This window comes from Agrobacterium sp. CG160-95 (genome assembly GCF_053521725.1).
On the sequence record NZ_JBNWDU010000009.1, the window covers coordinates 116469 to 133419 of the forward strand.

General features: G+C 58.9%; 14 protein-coding genes. 9 read left to right on the forward strand and 5 right to left on the reverse strand.

The window, feature by feature from the left end; translation table 11 throughout:
* Positions 1–35: 35 nt before the first annotated feature.
* Both ACQZ63_RS24625 and ACQZ63_RS24630 read right to left on the reverse strand, forming a co-directional pair.
* Positions 36–1331, reverse strand: a complete 1296-nt coding sequence (locus ACQZ63_RS24625) for an acyl-CoA dehydrogenase family protein (RefSeq protein ID WP_153516229.1) — start codon at positions 1329–1331, stop codon at positions 36–38.
* A gap of 47 nt (positions 1332–1378) precedes the next feature.
* The gene (locus ACQZ63_RS24630) at positions 1379–1927 is read right to left on the reverse strand and encodes a flavin reductase family protein (protein WP_173998165.1); all 549 of its coding nucleotides are present in this window, start codon (positions 1925–1927) and stop codon (positions 1379–1381) included.
* A 182-nt stretch (positions 1928–2109) separates the two neighbouring features.
* On the opposite strand from ACQZ63_RS24630, the gene ACQZ63_RS24635 reads away from it, so the two are divergent.
* The 8 genes from ACQZ63_RS24635 to ACQZ63_RS24670 all read left to right on the forward strand — a co-directional run bounded on the left by ACQZ63_RS24635 (position 2110) and on the right by ACQZ63_RS24670 (position 11804).
* Positions 2110–2607 carry a MarR family winged helix-turn-helix transcriptional regulator gene (locus ACQZ63_RS24635; RefSeq protein ID WP_173998168.1) on the forward strand — a complete coding sequence of 166 codons (498 nt, stop codon included), beginning with the start codon at positions 2110–2112 and terminating at the stop codon, positions 2605–2607.
* Between the two features lie 381 nt (positions 2608–2988).
* Entirely contained in the window at positions 2989–3825 is an 837-nt protein-coding gene (locus ACQZ63_RS24640; RefSeq protein WP_153516226.1) for a VOC family protein, read from the forward strand.
* Positions 3826–3852: 27 nt separating this feature from the next.
* On the forward strand, positions 3853–4704 hold the full coding sequence (locus tag ACQZ63_RS24645; protein ID WP_173998170.1) for a fumarylacetoacetate hydrolase family protein: 852 nt from the start codon (positions 3853–3855) through the stop codon (positions 4702–4704).
* Between the two features lie 38 nt (positions 4705–4742).
* Positions 4743–6383 (forward strand): bifunctional 3-(3-hydroxy-phenyl)propionate/3-hydroxycinnamic acid hydroxylase, encoded by a 1641-nt coding sequence (locus ACQZ63_RS24650; RefSeq protein ID WP_153516224.1) that lies wholly within the window; start codon positions 4743–4745, stop codon positions 6381–6383.
* A 117-nt stretch (positions 6384–6500) separates the two neighbouring features.
* Positions 6501–7253, forward strand: coding sequence for an IclR family transcriptional regulator (locus ACQZ63_RS24655; protein WP_153516223.1), 753 nt, complete (start codon positions 6501–6503; stop codon positions 7251–7253).
* A gap of 613 nt (positions 7254–7866) precedes the next feature.
* On the forward strand, positions 7867–9342 hold the full coding sequence (locus tag ACQZ63_RS24660) for an aldehyde dehydrogenase family protein (protein WP_173998173.1): 1476 nt from the start codon (positions 7867–7869) through the stop codon (positions 9340–9342).
* Between the two features lie 91 nt (positions 9343–9433).
* Complete coding sequence (locus ACQZ63_RS24665) at positions 9434–10654, forward strand: MFS transporter (protein WP_153516221.1); 1221 nt, start codon at positions 9434–9436, stop codon at positions 10652–10654.
* Positions 10655–10775: 121 nt separating this feature from the next.
* Positions 10776–11804, forward strand: a complete 1029-nt coding sequence (locus ACQZ63_RS24670) for a SphA family protein (protein WP_153516220.1) — start codon at positions 10776–10778, stop codon at positions 11802–11804.
* Between the two features lie 39 nt (positions 11805–11843).
* Here the strand turns inward: ACQZ63_RS24670 and ACQZ63_RS24675 are convergent, their stop codons facing one another.
* Positions 11844–12464, reverse strand: a complete 621-nt coding sequence (locus tag ACQZ63_RS24675; RefSeq protein WP_153516219.1) for a TetR/AcrR family transcriptional regulator — start codon at positions 12462–12464, stop codon at positions 11844–11846.
* A 94-nt stretch (positions 12465–12558) separates the two neighbouring features.
* On the opposite strand from ACQZ63_RS24675, the gene ACQZ63_RS24680 reads away from it, so the two are divergent.
* Positions 12559–14025, forward strand: coding sequence for a carotenoid oxygenase family protein (locus ACQZ63_RS24680; protein WP_153516218.1), 1467 nt, complete (start codon positions 12559–12561; stop codon positions 14023–14025).
* A 347-nt stretch (positions 14026–14372) separates the two neighbouring features.
* On the opposite strand, the gene ACQZ63_RS24685 is transcribed toward ACQZ63_RS24680, so the two are convergent.
* A complete protein-coding gene (locus ACQZ63_RS24685; protein ID WP_336510314.1) occupies positions 14373–15008 on the reverse strand; it encodes an invasion associated locus B family protein in 636 nt (211 codons plus the stop codon).
* A 99-nt stretch (positions 15009–15107) separates the two neighbouring features.
* On the reverse strand, positions 15108–16601 hold the full coding sequence (locus ACQZ63_RS24690) for an efflux transporter outer membrane subunit (protein WP_153516216.1): 1494 nt from the start codon (positions 16599–16601) through the stop codon (positions 15108–15110).
* Positions 16602–16951 lie beyond the last annotated feature (350 nt).

The window sequence follows — 16951 nt, forward strand, 5'->3', positions numbered from 1 at the left end:
GGCGTGCGGCCTCCAACCGCACGCTGCCGGCTCAGTCAGCTCGCTGGCTGAGCCGCTCGATCAGGCAAGCCCCCGGCAAACATCGGGAAGGGAGCAATGCCCATCAGTTGGCGTCCGAAGATTTCGGCTGTGGGGTCGAGCCTCACCGTGCCATGCAGCATCGCTACGCGTATGTCGCGAACGAAGCGTTGGATGGCGTTGTTCTCGTTCGCAGTGGCCGACCCGATGCTGAGCTGGAGTGTGCCGACTGCACTGTCGAGCGTATGGGCCGCATAGACGTTCTCCATCATCATCGCCTGCTCCTGCTCAGCCGAGATCTCAAGTCCCTCAATCGCGTGACGATCGAGAAGGTCAGCAGCGCAGTGGACTGTCGTCTCGGCCAGCTTGATCATGGCATAGGCCTTTGCGGCACAAATCTGGGTCGAGGCCATGTCAGCAACGCGCGGGTAGGGCAGGTTGAACGGCTGCTGCTTCCTGGCCATATCGATATAGGTTTCCAGCGCGCCGCGAGCCATGCCGAGGATGATCGAGAGATGGGTTAGATTGGTCAGCAGCATCAGCCCGCGGCCATCAAACTTGCTCGCCAGCCCCTGATACCGTTTGCGGGTTTCATCCATTCGGAGGGGAAATTCGGCCAGATCCATGAAACGTTGGTCCGGCACGAACTGTTCTTCGCGCACGGTCAAGCTGTTGGATGAGGTGGCTTTCATCCCCATGACATGCCAGTTGTCGATGATTTCCACCTGGCCTGCCTTCAATACCGCTATTGCTCGGCCAACAATGCCCGGGCCGTTTTCGTATTCGACACCGACCACCATCCATTGGGCATGCTTGCAACCGCTTCCGAAATGCCAGGAGCCGCTGACCATCCAGCCGCCGTCGACGCGGCGCGCCGAGCCGACCTTAGTGGCGAAGACCGACGCGCCCGCCGCGAGTGGTCCAATCCAATCGTGGCTGTCTGCGAAGATCTCCTGTACGGCTTGCTCCGGAAACGCGAGCACGTTGCGCAAACCACCCGCGACAAAAACCATCCAGCCCGCTGCACCATCGCCTCTGCCAAGTTCGGCAACGATCTCGACGACGTCACGCGCACCAAGCGCGTGTCCGCCGAAATCTGTTGGCAAGGTCAGCTTGAACGCACCGATGTCGTTCAAGGCTTTCAGGCTCTCGGCCGTGAGCGCGCCGAGCTTTTCTGCGTCCCCCGCATTCTTTCGCAACAACGGCACCAGCGCCTTGGCTTTGTCGCGAATTTTGCGACCCACCTCCGTGCTGTAAGGCGAGTCGAGCGCGGATGGCGCCGAATGCTCGAATTGCTTCATGCTCATTTCCATTGGGACATTTCCTTATTTTTTTGAAATTGACGGCCGAACGCGGCGCACTACAGCGCCGAATGACGCTCGAAGACGTGAAAGCGTCGTTGAAGCCAGGCGACCGGTTTGGAGCTCTGTCCAGCGAGGGACACCTCGAGAACGCGACCGATCAAAAGCTGATGGTCGCCGGCTGGCTGGGCGCGATCCACCGCGCATTGAAAAAAAGTGTCGAATTGCGTCAGAAGCGGCACGCCGAATGGGGACAGCCTGAAATCGACATCATTGAATTTGTTGTTGCCGCTGGATGCGAAGCGCATCGCCAAATCCTGTTGCGGTTCGGCAACCACGTGGACAGCGAAATGCCCGTGGCTGAGAATGGCTGAAAGCGTTGTCGAGCTCTGCGCGAGGCCGAAGACCACCAGCGGAGGCTTGAAGGACAATGACGTGAAACTGCTGACTGTCGCTCCGGCAAACGCACCGCAGGGACTCGTACTGGTGACCACGACCACACCTGATGGAAGCCGGCTGAAAGCGCTCCGCAGGTCCTCGAAGTCAGGACATTTCTCAGGCCTGTTTTCCTGTACAGCAAAATGCTGTGCCGCCGGGCTCCCAATCATCGCCAACTCTCCTCAAATAGCTTAGAGGTATCTTAGCACTAAAATACTTGTGGTCAATACCGCTCCTGGCTTGGCGCTATTTTTGTGCGAAAGCGATTGCGCGAATGGAATCAGAACTTTATGTAGAACGAGAGGATTTTCTCTCTATTTCCTTTTAGCTCTAAGTTAGATGTGAAACACCGATGGCGCAGACTGAAGGCATATTTTCTGATCTTATCAGCCAGTGGGAGATTGATTTCCCCGGTGAGGACAGCACGCCTGTTGCGATCGCCATGCGCCTCCGTCACCTCCACCTACTGGACCAGGAATCTCTCTATGAGACGCTTGTGGCATTCGATATCGGCATCGGGGAGATCGACGTGCTCAATCATCTTCGATACCAGCCTGCGCCTCATCGTTTGCGACCGAGTGATCTCGCTGAGCTTTGCATGGTGACCACAGGCGCGATCACCGGCAGAATTACGAGGTTGGAGCAGAAGGGTTTCGTCGTCCGTGTTCCCTCAAGTTCGGACAAGCGCACGATATTCGTGCAGATGACCGACAGTGGTGAAAGGCTATTGCTGGAAACCCGTGAACAGGTCGCTCGATCATCGCGCTTCTTGAAAGGCGTTCGGACGCTCTCTGCATCTGAGCGAGACCGTTTGAACCGTCTCTTGAGCAAGCTCTTAAGCGTCTTCTGACCTGCCCAAAAAAACATCCGTACTCCGCTCTTTCCCCGGCGCGCATGAGGCGCACTATTTGTGAGCAGTGTGTCACCGGTTGCCGTGAGCCACTTAATGTCATCAAGTTGGTTCGCAGGCCTGCTCGCGCACACGCACTCCTGAAAATAGCGCTCCACATATTCTTTGCCGCCAGACCGATCGCTCTGCGGCCGCGGTGGCATCTGCCCACAACGTCATTGCGCTCGACTGCAGCGGCATCGAAGATACACCTAAAATGCCGAATGGCCACATGACGGCAGCGCGAATTATAAAAAATACGCCTTTATATTCATTCGAGCATTGCCGAGTTATCAAAATATGATAATTATGCTTGTGTTGAAATCAGGAAGGATCAGGAAAATGACCCTAACAGCGGTGCGCGCGGGCGCCTATCTGCATCATGTAGCCTTCGAGAGCGCCGACCCCGAGCGCCTGGCCCAATTCTATGCCGATGCAATGGACATGGACTTGACGAAAACGGACGGCGAGTGGATCTGCGAAGGGCCGCAGCGCCGCTATGTCGTGCGGGCCGGGGAAAGCCGGAAGCTCGCCTATGCCGGCCTCGCCTGCAGGGATGCGGAAGGGCTTGCCGAGCTGAAGGCCCGTGCCGAGGCAGAAGGGCTGGACATCCTGGCTTCACCGTCGGCCTTCTTTGAAGACGGTGCTTTCGCCGTGCGCGATCCGGACGGGCACCTGATCGCCTTTGGTCTCGCAAAGCCGCAGAAGGCAGGACTCAAAGGCATTTGCGGCCCCACCCAGCACCTGACTTTTGCGTCGCTCGATGTCGAAGCATTCAGCGATTTCTACCATGGCAAGCTGGGCTTTGCGCTTTCGGATCGCGTCCTTCACAAGGATGGGACGCTCGCGACCTGCTTTACCCGTTCCAACCACGAGCATCACACCATCGCCTGCTTCAAATCCGACCGGACGGGTGTGGATCATCACTCCTACGAAGCCGGCGAATGGGACACGATCAGGGACTGGTGCGACCATCTTGCGGAACGGAACATTCCGCTGATGTGGGGTCCTGGCCGCCACGGGCCCGGCAACAACCTCTTCATCTTCCTCGAGGATCCCGACAAGAACTGGATCGAGATCTCCGCCGAGCTCGAGGTCATCCACGACCGGCCGGTCAAGGAGTGGCCGAATGAGCCGCGGACGCTGAACCTGTGGGGCAAGGCGATCCTGCGCTCGTGACCCGACCGCAAGAAGAGGAATAGGACAATGAAATTTGTAAGCTATACGCGTCTTGGCCGCCCCGGCTTCGGGGCAAAGGTCGGGGAGGGGATCGTTGATCTCACGGAACGGCTCGCGCCCCGCATAACCAGTCTGAAGCAGGCCATCGCCGCCGGGCTTCTGCCGGTGGCTCGGGACTATGTCTCCGGACGTAGCGCCGAGTTTACCGATGCGGATGTGACGTTGTTGCCGGTCATTCCCGCTCCCGGGAAAATTCTCTGCGTGGGCCTCAACTACGAGAGCCACCGCGCCGAGACCAAGCGTCCGGACGCCAAATATCCAACGATCTTTACGCGGTTCGCCGATAGCCAGATTGCCCATCGCCAGGCGATCCTGAAGCCGCGGGTGTCGGACCACCTCGATTTCGAGGCCGAACTCGCGGTCGTGATCGGCCGCGGCGGGCGCTATATTTCGCAGGAGGCAGCGCTTGACCATATTGCCGGTTATGCCTGTTACAATGATGCCACCGTGCGGGACTGGCAGCGTCATACCTTCCAGTTCACGCCGGGCAAGAACTTTCCCTCGACGGGAGCCTTCGGTCCGCAGTTGGTTACGCCAGACGAGGTCGGCGATTATCGCACTCTGCGCATCAGCGGGCGGCTGAACGGCGAGGTCATGCAGGACGGGACCCTTGCGGACCTCATCTTCCCCATCGCGACGCTCATTTCCTACTGCTCGTCCTTCACGCCTCTTCAGTCTGGGGACGTGATCCTCACCGGTACGCCAGGCGGTGTCGGCGACCGGCGCGACCCGCCTTTGTTCATGAAACCGGGCGACGTGTTCGAGGTGGATATTCCGGGGGTCGGCCTGCTCATCAATCCGATTGCAACGGAGAGCTAGTCATTGCGCCGCTAATGCAAAGTTATGAGGAGGAGCCTATGACCGTTACCAAGCCTGCCGCAAGGGCTGATATCGCCATCATCGGGGCCGGCCCTACCGGCCTGACCCTTGCCAATCTGCTCGGGGGCATGGGTGTATCGACGATCCTGATCGAACGAAACCTGACGACGGTCGAGGAACCCCGGGCGGTCTCGATCGATGACGAATCCATGCGCACCATGCAAGCGATCGGTCTTGCCGACGCCGTGGAGGGGATCGTCGCGCGGGGTTATGGCTCGCGCTATCTCTCGCCGCGCCAGAAGCTTTTCCTGACCGTGGAGCCGACCTCGCGGGACTACGGGTTTGACAAGCGCAACGCCTTTCAACAGCCGGAACTCGAGGCTTTGCTGCGCGCCGGAGTGAACCGCTATCCCCATGTGACGCAAATGTTCGGCTGGGAGATGCAGTCCATTTCACAGGATGGGGATGGCGTGTTCCTGGAAATCTCTGGCGCCGATGGCGCGATGCGCAGAGTAGCGGCGCGCTACATGGTGGCATGTGACGGCGGCCGATCCCCCACGCGCACCAAGCTCGGCATAGAACTCGCAGGATCCACCTTCGCTGAGCGCTGGCTCATTGTCGACCTTGTGCGGACCGAAAACCGCTTTCGGCACACGGAAGTCTATTGCGACCCGGCCCGCCCCTGCATTTCGCTGCCCGGGCCCCACAATATCCGCCGCTACGAATTCATGCTGCATGCGGGCGAGGATGAGAAAACGGCAACGGACGAGGCCTTCGTCCGCAATCTTCTCGCTCAGGTCGGCCCCGACCGTGACTGTGTCTTCCGTCGCGTCCGGGTCTATACGTTCCATGCGCGGGTGGCCACGCGCTGGCGCGAAAACAATGTCTTCCTGGCGGGCGACGCGGCGCATCTTTCACCACCCTTCGCCGGGCAGGGCATGAACAGCGGCCTGCGCGACGCACACAACCTCGGCTGGAAGCTTGCCGAAGCCGTTCGTGGAACTGTTCCAGGCAACGTTCTCGACAGCTACGAGATCGAGCGCAAGCCGCATGCCTGGGAGATGATCACGCTCGCGCTCAGGATGGGCCGGGTGATGATGCCGGACAACGACCTCAAGGCGTTCGTGACGCGTGCGGCCTTTCGCATGCTTGGGACCTATTCCCCTGCGCGCGATTACTTTGCGCAGATGCGTTACAAGCCAAAGCCACGTTTCCGAGCCGGTCTGATGTGGGGCGATGGGCGGCCCGAAAAATCCACCATGGTCGGTCGCCTGGTGCCGCAGCCGGTGGTAGAGGATACGCACCTGCGCCGCCAGCTCCTTGATCAGGTCTTGCCGGACCAGCCGGTTGTTCTGGTGTTCGACGAGTTTCCGGATCGTGCGGTCAGCAGGGATTCGGTACGCCTCCTGCGCGAGGCTGGTGCGGAGGTGATCGGCCTGACACCGGAATGGATCAACCCGGTCAACGGCAGTATTTCCGTCTATCGCGATGTAAGCCGGCTCTTCAGCGTGCCGCAGATGAAGAGCTATCTCGGACACGCCCTGCTTCTGCGGCGGGATCGTTATATCGCCGCGGCTGTACCTGCCGCTTCGATTGACAGTCTTCGTGAAAAGGTGGCCGCTCTGGGAACAGGTCCTGCAAGCGCGCCTTCCTCGGTATCTCTCGTTGCCGCCCTATGATGCGCGTCCAGCAGGACCTTCGCCGGGCAGGTCGGTATTCGCATTGACAGGCTGCGATCCTGAGTGGCAATTAGGGGCGCGTAACCCGGCGCGAACACCGGTCTTTGAGGAAATTCGATGGCAGGGCTTGATCGATTTGTCGATATTTTGAGACTTTTCGATCAGCACAAGACCGATTGGACCATCCAGCAGATCGCCGATGCCACAGCAGTTCCGGCCAGCACGGTTTATCGGACGGTCCGCGAATTGGTGGGCCAGGGCTTTCTCGATCCATCGATCGAGGCGCACTACAGGCTGGGTGCCGCATTCATCGAATTTGACCGGCGCCTGCGCATCTCCGATCCACTGATACGCGAAGGCGAGCCTGTGCTCCGTGATGTTGTCCATGCTTCGCCGATACCATGCGTCGCCGTACTCGCGCGGCTCTATCGCGACCAAGTGATCTGCGTTGCCGACAGACGCGGCGCCGACGGCGATATCGCAACGAGCTACGAACGCGGCCGTCCGATGCCGTTGATGCGTGGTGCGACGTCAAAAACCATTCTGGCACAGCTGCCGCGTGCCAGGCTCAGCAAACTCCTCAAGAGCGTGGCAGAGGCCGGCGCAGCGTTGGACGACATTACGGTGGAACTCGGTGGTATCCGCAGGCGCGGCTATGTGATCACGCGGGGTGAGGTCGACAAGGGCCTCGTCGGTATCTCCGTCCCGCTGTCTTGTCCTGAAGCCGCGATCAACGCGAGCATGAGCCTCATTGTAAGGCAGGAGGATTGCACTGAGGCTGTGGAACGGCGTCTCGTCATGACCCTCATGCCTGCCGCCGACATGCTGGCCGCGAAATTGAGGCCGATCAGTCATTCGGATCGGGATTAATTATCGATTTCCGGTATGTATCGTTCTCTAGTGTCTTAAATTATCAAAATATAGTAATTTAAGTTGACATGGGTCGATGATATCGGCATATCTATTCCTGCGAGGAGACAAAGCGTCGATGGTGCTTTGCGCGGGAGGAAACAATGTCCAAGCTGCATGCAGGCGCCAAATGCCGTCACGGAAATGCCGGCAGCGCAGGCACGAGACCGGCTCGGCGGGTTCGCTGGAGTGTCGTGACCGATCCGGTTGGCGGTTTCAGGGCTCCATGTCGCGACGGCCCCGACGGTTAAATGCGTCCTTTTCTCCCTTATTGCGGTGTTGCGCGCTAAAACCATCCTCCGCACCAAACAACGTGCCGAGCTATCGGGTGGCGGGCCGCCCGCATGACGGCAACATCAGTTTTGCAGCATTCCCCGGCTACCATGCCATCCGGAAAATGCCCGGCATGTAGAGCGCCGCCTGCCACGGCCGGCCAGCGGCTTGCCATTCCGAGCCAACGTTATTTCCCTGCGATTGTCGCCTGACCCGTTGATTGCGGGGCAGAGAAAATTCGTGGGTCTCAATGAAATGCCACCGTAGGAACCGGCGGTTCTGCCACCAGGAGAATTTGGAAATGCAGCAACATGTTCACCCCTCCGCATTCGTTGCCGACGCCTATAGCGGCTTTACCGGACAGTATATTGCCGGTCGTTGGGTTCAGGGGACAGAAGGCGTAATCTCGCTTGACCGAAACCCGTTCAACGATGATACCGTGGCGGAAATCTCCCTTGCGAGCCTCGCCGATCTGGACTTGGCGTTCGAGGCGGCCCGATCCGCCCAGGGAGAATGGGCAAAGACGTTGCCATCCGAACGTGCGGCGGTATTTTTAAAGGCCGTTGCTATCCTCGAGGCGCGCAGGGACGAGATCATTGGCTGGATCGTGCGCGAATCTGGCAGCACCCGCATCAAGGCGGGTATCGAGTGGGGCGCTGTACGTGCCGGCATGCTGGAGGCCGCAACTATGCCATCGGCGGCGCAAGGGCATATCATCCCGGTCGACCGCCCTGGCAAAGAAGCAAGAGTGTACAAGAAGCCGGTCGGTGTGGTTGGCGTTATCAGCCCGTGGAACTTCCCGCTGCACCTTTCCAACCGGTCGGTTGCGCCGGCCATAGCGCTCGGCAACGCGGTTGTGCTGAAGCCCTCCAACGACACGCCCGTGACAGGTGGACTGCTGCTCGCCAAAATCTACGAGGAAGCGGGCCTGCCCGCAGGTGTCCTGAACGTTGTCGTCGGCAGTTCCGCGACAATCGGCGATGCCTTTTCCCGCCACCCTATTCCGCGCGTTCTCACCTTCACCGGCTCGACGCCGGTTGGCCGGCATATTGCGCGCGTTGCGGCAGAATCGGCGCTGCTCAAGCGCGTCGGCCTCGAACTCGGCGGCAATGCTCCACTGGTCGTGCTCGACGACGCCGAGCTTGGCAAGGCCGTCCATGCGGCGCTGATCGGCCGGTTCATGCACCAGGGTCAGATCTGCATGAGTACCAACCGCATCATCATCGATGTCTCACTCTACGACCGATTTGTTGAAGCCTTCACGGAAGCGGCGAAGACGGTGAAATATGGCGATCCCGATCTGCCCGATACGCTGGTTGGGCCACTCTGCAACGACAGTCAGGTGCGCAATGTGCGCGCCAGCATCGAGCAGGCCCGCGCCGCCGGCTTTCGCGAATGCCTTGCCGGCATGATCGATGGCCGGGTCGTCCCGCCGCATGTCTTTGCAAACGTCACCAACGATTCCGATTTCGCGCGCCAGGAGATTTTCGGTCCCGTCGCGCCGCTCATCCGCGCGGCCGATGAGGCAGAGGCACTCGCGTTTGCCAACGATACCGAATTCGGCCTTTCCAGCGCGGTCTTCACCGGCAACGAAGCCCGTGGCCTTGCCTTTGCGCAACGCATCGAGGCGGGAATGACGCATATCAACGACATCACCATCCACGACTACCCGCATGTGATGTTCGGCGGTGAAAAGAATTCCGGTCTTGGGCGCTTCAACGGCAAATGGATTGTCGAGGAATTCACCACCGACCACTTCGTGTCGATCCAGCGCTAACGGCTGCGCGGCGCCAGGGGCCAAGAACCTTGGCGCGCGCCGCATCCATCCAGGCCGCGGGGGGTGGTCTGTTTCACAGGAGGACGTTGATATGCAGAATGTGTCCGCAGGCGTGCGGCAGGGGTTGCTGTTGGTGGCCGTTGCATGGCTGGCGCCGATCGGATCGACGTTGTTCGCGCCGGTACTGCCGCAGATGATCGCACATTTTTCCGACGTGCCGCGCGCCGAATTGCTCGCTCCATTGGCACTGGTGACGCCCGCCCTCTTTGTTGCGTTGCTTGCGCCGCTTGCCGGCATTCTGGCCGACAGAACCGGGCGCAAACACCTGCTGCTCGTAGCGCTCGCCCTCTATGCCGCGGCCGGCATCGCGCCCCATTGGATAGACAACCTCCATGGCATCATTCTGTCGCGGGTCGTCGTCGGGATCGCCGAGGCCGGCGTGATGACGGCGAGCACCGCGCTGATCTGCGACTATTTCACTGGGGAACGCCGCGCCCATTGGCTCTCGGTGCAGTTTGGATCGGCGTCGCTGGTCGCAACCTTCTGTTTCATGCTCGCAGGTTTCCTCGGCGGATACGACTGGCGTGCGCCATTCCTTGTCTATGGTGCGACGGCTCTCTTCATCCCGCTCGTCCTGATGCTCATCTTCGAACCGGCAGCTGTCGCGCCCGAGGCGCGCTCCCTGGTTCGGGAAGACAAGGCGCCGGGCCTCTTCACGCCGCGCTTCATCGGTTGCCTTGCGCTGACGCTCCTGTGCGGCGTGCTGTTTTATGTCACGCCGGTCCATATCTCGCTGGTGCTGAGCGAACGCGGTTTCACCGATGCGGGCATGCTCGGCCTTGCCAGCGCCGTTGGCTCTATCGGTGTCGTGGTTGGCGCAGTCGCCTTCCGCATGCAGTCGCAGCGCTCGATCGGCGCGCTGCTCGTTGTCGCCATGGCCGCGCAGGCCATCGGCTACATCGTCCTCTACACCCAGCCTTCATGGGCGGCCGGTGCCATCGGTATGTTCATCAACAATATCGGTTGCGGTATTTCTCTTCCGCTCGTTCTCGCCTTCACGATGAGCAATCTGCGCAGCGACTACCGCGGGCGGGCGTCGGGGATCTGGACCTCGATGTTTTTTATCGGACAATTCGTCTGCCCCATCGGCGTAAACGTCGTTGCAGCCGCATCCGGCGGGATGGTTGCGGCCATGGCCACATTTGCCGGTATCACGCTTTTCGCGGCTCTGGTTTTCATGACCGGATTGATCTTCGGCCATTCCTTCAAAGAACCGGCAACGTCCGGCCGCGACATCATGCCTGTCCATTGAACAAAAGCAATCGGGGGTGGGGCTTGCTCCCCCGTCGTCGCGGCTGTCGGCAATTCTGTTACCACACGCGGTCTTCGCGAGCGCGTGTGCAAATTCCAAACATCCGAAGTGGGGGATCACGATGGAAACGCAATCGCTTAAACTAAAAGCAACTCTGTTGGTTCTCAGCGGCCTTACCGGCGCGATGGCCGGGGATATCGCCAACGCCGCCGAGTTCTACCAGACCACCACACCCGGAGCCACATCCGACATACGGGCCGCCGAGCTGCCACCGGAAGCGGGATTCTATGCCATCGGCGGCGTATGGGGTCACTGGCGGGACTCGCTGAGCGATGGCAATGGCGATGCAATGTTCCCGGATACGGATGATCGACTTCTGCAGGGCCAGTTGGGTGGACTTTACGTCTATCCGGGGGAGTTCCTGGGTGGACGGATGGCGTCCTCGCTGATCTTTACCTACGGCAAGCACGATCTGACGATCACCGATAGTTTGCCGGTCGACCTCAGCGACAAGCACACCGGATCCTTCGACGCCTATTCCGACATCTTCTTCTGGTCGAAGAGCTGGTACGAAGGACCACCGCCCGGGTCGGCGGGCCAGCCGGTACCGGGCCCGGATTTCATTCCGCCCATGCCCGTCGGTTTCACGCTGGGCCTCGGGCTCGGCGTGACGATCCCGATCGGTATTTTCGACGGCAGCACGGTCGGCAGCCCCGGCTTCAACAATTGGATCCTACAGCCGAATATTGCATTCACCTACCGGACCAGGCCGATTTTCCTTGATGGAACAGAATTTTCCACCCGGATTTTCTACAACCACAATTTCGAGCGTGAGGATGCGACCGGGGGATTCAACTACCGCGACGGCGACTACATCTCGGCTGATTTCGCCATCAGCGAGCGTTACGATCGGTTCCAGTTCGGTCTTGCTGGCAACGTCAAATGGCAGATCGAGGACGACGCGGGCTCGCTCGCCGTTCCGGCGGCGGACGGTCAGCGCCACAAGTCAATTCGCCTTGGTCCGATTCTGGCGATCGACTTTCCCGAGCAGCGCAGCACCGTTTCGCTGAAGTTCCTGACGGACGTTTACAGCCGGAACGCCTTCGACGGCAATTACCTGCAGCTGAGCTTCATTCGTAAGCTCTGGTGAGCCGCGTCCCGAAAGATCGTGCGGACCATAGCAGAATTGTCAGGCGCTCTTGCTGTTTCCGGCGCGGTACGTGTTCAGGAAAATGCGGATCGCGGGCTCGACATTCTGCGCGATCTCTTCCTCGGTCGCTCCATCGCGGATTGCCCAGAGGCACTGTTCGAACAGACGGACTTCACAGAGGGCCTTGAAGCGCCAGGCGGCGGCCACAGGATCATCCAAGATGAGTTCGTGCCGGTTTGCGGCGTCGGTGACAAGGGTGACTATTACGTCGATGACGCTTTTCGGGCCGTTCTCGAAGAAAATCTGGCCAAGTTCCGGGAACCGGGACGCCTCGGCGATGACAAGCCGGTTGATCGCCATGATCTCAGGTGAAAGCAACAATCGTAGATAGTTTCTGCCCAATGCCGTCAGCGTCGGAAGAAGCGCTGCTTCCTTACCCGGCAGCAACAGGAACTCCTCGCGTCTCTGCTTGCCCGCAGCGATGACAAAGGCGGCGAAGAGGTCCTCTTTGGACGAAAAATAGCCGTAGAGGGTTCCCTTGGAGCCGCCGACGGCTGATGCGATCGTTGCCATGGAAACGGAGCCGTACCCTTCGCGCAGGAAGAGTGCGCCGGCAACGTCGATGATCTCGTTTCTTTTTTTCTCGCTTCGAACACGCATGATATCGTTATAACCGGACAGAGCCGTACTGTTAAGTTGACCTGGGAATAAGTTTATAATAGTACAGTTATGTACGGTTATAGGAGGAGTTCACATGACACGACCTTTCCCCAGCAGTCCGGAATTCACCGGGGCACTTTACAAACCCGTCCGCTTCGAAGGTGAGGTCTACGATCTCGAGATCGAGGGAAAAGTGCCGGCCGAAATCGACGGCACGTTCTTTCAGGCCGCACCTGACCCCCAGTATCCGCCCATGCTTGGTGAAGACATGTTCTTCAACGGCGATGGCGTTATCAGCGCCTTCCGCTTCAAGAACGGGCATGTGGATTTTAAGCGCCGATACGTCATGACGGAGCGGCTGAAGGCGCAGCGTGCCGCCCGCGCCTCACTGCACGGTGTCTATCGCAACCAGCACACGAATGACCCAAGCGTTCGGGAGCTGAATAACAGCACCGCAAATACGAATGTGATCCTGCATGCCGGCAAGTTGTTGGCGCTCAAGGAGGATAGCGCGCCCTACGCGCTTGATCCGATTACGCTTGAAACCATCGGCCTTTGGGATTTCGACGGCCAGCTCACCAGCGCCACCTTCACCGCGCATCCGAAAATCGACCCTGCCAGCGGCGACCTTCTTTGCTTTGGCTACGAGGCCAAGGGCGATGCGACGCCCGACATCGTTTATTACGAGATTGATGCACAGGGCCGCAAGAAGCGGGAGACATGGATTGTTGCTCCCTATGCCGCAATGATCCATGATTTCGCTGTGACCGAGAACTACGTGATTTTTCCTCTGATGCCGCTCACCATCGACGCCGAGCGGCTCAGGCAAGGCGGCAAGCACTTTCAGTGGCAACCTGGGCTCAATCAGCTTTTCGGCGTGCTCCGCCGCGACGGTGACGGTCGCGACGTGCGCTGGTTCACGGCCCCCAATGGATTCCAGGGCCATACACTCAACGCCTTTGACGATGGCGGGCGCATCTACATCGATATGCCGGTCACCAGCGGCAACATCTTCTATTTCTTCCCGCAAGCGGACGGCACGGTTCCGCCACCGGAGACATTGTCCTCGAACATGATGCGGTTGACCTTCGATATGAACGCACCGGGAAACACGCTGCGGATGACACCGCTGACCCAGTTTCCGTGTGAATTTCCCCGCAGTGACGATCGATATATGGGGCGGCAATATCAGCACGGTTTCGTCATCGCGATGGATCCGACAAAGCCCTTTGACGAGGCCCGGATTGGGCGACGTCCATTTCAGTTTTTCAACATGCTCGCCCATATCAACGTTGCGACGGGTAAGACCAAGACCTGGTTTGCCGATGATCAGTCCTGCTTCCAGGAGCCGATCTTCGTGCCCAGGCGCGCCGATGCACCCGAGGGCGAGGGTTACATCATCGGCCTTGTAAACCGGCTGGCGGAGCGTGCGACGGATCTTCTCGTGCTCGACGCGCAGCAGATATCCGAAGGTCCGATCGCAACGATCAAACTCCCGATGCGGCTGCGCATGTCATTGCACGGAAACTGGGTACCTGGTTCCGCCTTGCGTGCAGACTGAGCCAGCGTCGTCCGTTCGGGTGCGAGATTATACCATCATCCGGTACCAGCCTCTCGGAACCGCTATTTTCGCAGTCCGTTGTTGGGGCAGGCCTCGGAGCATATAGACGTTCACATAGTGGGCAAATATTACTTAATTTTACTCCGCCTTTGCCGCTTTTTACATTCAGTCAGATATAATAGCACGATGCAAGCGTACTCATCGAGGCGGCCTTGATCAATGCCCCCGTTAAAAAGGCGCGCGTTCTTGCTCACGGTCAAAGCTGCATACTATTGCCGCCACCATTGTTGCAGCGGTGTTGACCCGCGACTTTGTGCTTTTTCCGAACTTTGACAGACGACGATCGCTCATCGCATTGTCTCCAGCCGCTCGAATGAGAGTGAAAATCCTTTTAGCGAAACGTGGAAAACGGGATTGGCACCTTCTGCGAACGCCATCCCGCTGACCTTGAGCGATCCTGCTTTTTTCATTGTATCAATGCTCGACGCCGACAACGTCAGTGGAACAAGGCATCCTTCCTGCGTACATGTAACAATGCCCGCATGTTGTCCGGAACTTTCGTCGTCAAGTCTGAGATTGATACCCTCTGAGAGCCTTAGGCCAAGAGGCATTCTTAAGAGCATCTTCGTCAACCCGTTCTCTGGCGGGAAAAGTTCGATGGCGAACATGACCATGCCGGTATTGGCATTGTGGTAGAACTGGCCCATGGAACACGCTCTTTTGGCTTCGACCATCCTGCATTCAACCGCCCAGTCGCCATAGATCTCCTTGATCCGATCTGCGCCGTTGGCAAGCTTTTTGGCGTTGTCCCCATTGCCGGCGCCTGAATCGTCGTTTGAAACGGTTTGCGCGAGGCCTGGTTCGTCCAGCAAATAGCGGCGACTGTCCGGGCTTTGGCTGATGGCCCCATGTGCACCGCTTCCAAGAGTTAGAAGTGTTGCTACGGAAATCCCGACTACCGCGTTCAACAGGCTCGTACTCACTTTTATCCTCTCGATTGATGACCACAGAAACACAGCGAGACCTTTAAAGCCTGAAAGCTGGTGAGGCGTGCAAAAGCGGGGCTAAAATGCTGAGCACGTTCAGCCGCGGCGGCGCGGCGCCACAACCACACGGAGCTGAGAGTTCGTGTCGACCACTGCCGGCTCGGAGACGTCTACGACGCCGTCCCAACCGCCCCCCAGCGCCTTGTTCAGAGCGATGTAGTAGCGCGCCACATCCAGCTTGGTCTCGATCAGGTCTTCCTCGACCGAATAGAGTGTCTTCTCCGCGTCGAGTACGGCAAAGAGGTCACCACTGCCCAAGTTTTGAATTTCGCGAGAGAACTTGACAGCCTCCCGGTATCCGGCGGCGGACAATGTGAGCTTTGATCGCCTCAGGCGCGATTGATTGAGGGAAACGATAGCATTCTGAACGTCTTCCAAGGCCGAAAGAACAGTCTCCTGGTATTCCAAAAAGGATTGATCACGTTGGGCTTTGGCCACATCGACCGCAGCCCTTAGCCGACCGCCTTGAAAAATCGGGATATTGATGCTGGGGCCGAGGGACCAGCTTATCGTCGAATTCCTGCCCAGGTCGCCAAAACTCGTGGCCGACGAGTCGATGGACCCTGTCAGCGAAATTGACGGATATCGGTTCGCCTCGGCTCGCCCGATACCAGCGGTCGACTCCGCGAGTTGGCGCTCCGCAACTCTGATATCTGGTCTGTTGGCAAGCAGGTCGCCGGGAATGCCTATCGATTGCGCCTTGGGTGGCAGCGGGATTTTTCCCTTCCTCGCCAAGATGGCTTCGAGGGAGAGGGGCGCTCGACCGAGCAAGACGCCGAGGCGATGCACTGACTTGGCGTATTCTATCCGATAAGACGGGATGTCCGCCTCGATAGCCGCTGTTTGCGCCTCCGCCTTGACGACATCAACGACGGAGGCTTCTCCGCCCTGTTGCTGTTGCCGTGTCAATGTTGCGGTTTGCCGCTGTGATCTGGCCGATCGCTCGCCTAAATCGATAAGCTCCTGATACGCGCGCGCCTGAACATAATAGGACGCCACGTCACCCACTAAAGTGACCAGCGTATCGCGCAGTTGCGCCTGGGATGCGTCTTCTGCATATTTTGCAGCCTCCAACGCACGTTTGTTTCCGCCGAATAAGTCAAGTTCCCAGCTGGCGTCAAAACCTGCCTGATACTGGCTGGAGACCGACGCGTCGGCTGATGACGATGAATTCCGGAGCCGATCGACTGCCGAGGCAGCGGAAAGTGTTGGGAAGAGGCTTCCAGCGTCCTCCTTGGTGGCTGCCCTGGCTTCGCGGATCTTGGCTTTCGCAGCGGCAACGTCCAGGTTTCCCTCAACAGCATCAGCAACAAGCTGATCAAGCATTGGATCTCCCAGTTGCTTCCACCATTGGGCGAGCTCGGGCGGTTTAGACGGAAGCCCCTCTTTGGTCCAGAGAGCTGGAAGAGACATTACCGGTTCCTTGTAGTCTGGCCCGACTGTGCACCCGTTTATTATCAACGTAACTGACAATAATGCTGCCAGGTGAGGGTGCATCTCATGCGGACGATCAGTTCTTTTCAGTTGCATCGTACAGTCCCGTATAAGTGAGATCAGGAATTGCACACGGCAATCTCGCTGCTAGAGGCAGGCGGCCAAACCCAGGCGATCTCTGCGATAGGCAGTGAAACCTTCAGTGGCTCTTGATAGACGAACCAACGTTAAGCGCTGTTAAGGGGATGTAAAACTGGGTAAAATCCGAGCTCCGCGGCAAGCTTCGCGCTCGGAGGTCCATCAATATAGGGGTAGTTGACCGCCAATGGCTCAAGACCCGCCCGGCCGCCGTGCTTGTGATGGCCGCCTGCGCAAGCGAGGCCGCCGCCCGGATGGGCAGGTCTGCGGCGGGGCTCAGAGCCTGGCGGAGAGCAAGGATGCAAAAT

Bases quoted from the DNA above. Each gene is read 5' to 3' on its own strand.
- ACQZ63_RS24690 (WP_153516216.1), bottom strand. From the start codon at position 16,601: ATGCAACTGAAAAGAACTGATCGTCCGCATGAGATGCACCCTCACCTG.
- ACQZ63_RS24670 (WP_153516220.1), top strand. From the start codon at position 10,776: ATGGAAACGCAATCGCTTAAACTAAAAGCAACTCTGTTGGTTCTCAGC.
- ACQZ63_RS24665 (WP_153516221.1), top strand. From the start codon at position 9,434: ATGCAGAATGTGTCCGCAGGCGTGCGGCAGGGGTTGCTGTTGGTGGCC.
- ACQZ63_RS24650 (WP_153516224.1), top strand. From the start codon at position 4,743: ATGACCGTTACCAAGCCTGCCGCAAGGGCTGATATCGCCATCATCGGG.
- ACQZ63_RS24660 (WP_173998173.1), top strand. From the start codon at position 7,867: ATGCAGCAACATGTTCACCCCTCCGCATTCGTTGCCGACGCCTATAGC.
- ACQZ63_RS24625 (WP_153516229.1), bottom strand. From the start codon at position 1,331: ATGGAAATGAGCATGAAGCAATTCGAGCATTCGGCGCCATCCGCGCTC.
- ACQZ63_RS24680 (WP_153516218.1), top strand. From the start codon at position 12,559: ATGACACGACCTTTCCCCAGCAGTCCGGAATTCACCGGGGCACTTTAC.
- ACQZ63_RS24635 (WP_173998168.1), top strand. From the start codon at position 2,110: ATGGCGCAGACTGAAGGCATATTTTCTGATCTTATCAGCCAGTGGGAG.
- ACQZ63_RS24675 (WP_153516219.1), bottom strand. From the start codon at position 12,464: ATGCGTGTTCGAAGCGAGAAAAAAAGAAACGAGATCATCGACGTTGCC.
- ACQZ63_RS24645 (WP_173998170.1), top strand. From the start codon at position 3,853: ATGAAATTTGTAAGCTATACGCGTCTTGGCCGCCCCGGCTTCGGGGCA.
- ACQZ63_RS24630 (WP_173998165.1), bottom strand. From the start codon at position 1,927: ATGATTGGGAGCCCGGCGGCACAGCATTTTGCTGTACAGGAAAACAGG.
- ACQZ63_RS24640 (WP_153516226.1), top strand. From the start codon at position 2,989: ATGACCCTAACAGCGGTGCGCGCGGGCGCCTATCTGCATCATGTAGCC.
- ACQZ63_RS24655 (WP_153516223.1), top strand. From the start codon at position 6,501: ATGGCAGGGCTTGATCGATTTGTCGATATTTTGAGACTTTTCGATCAG.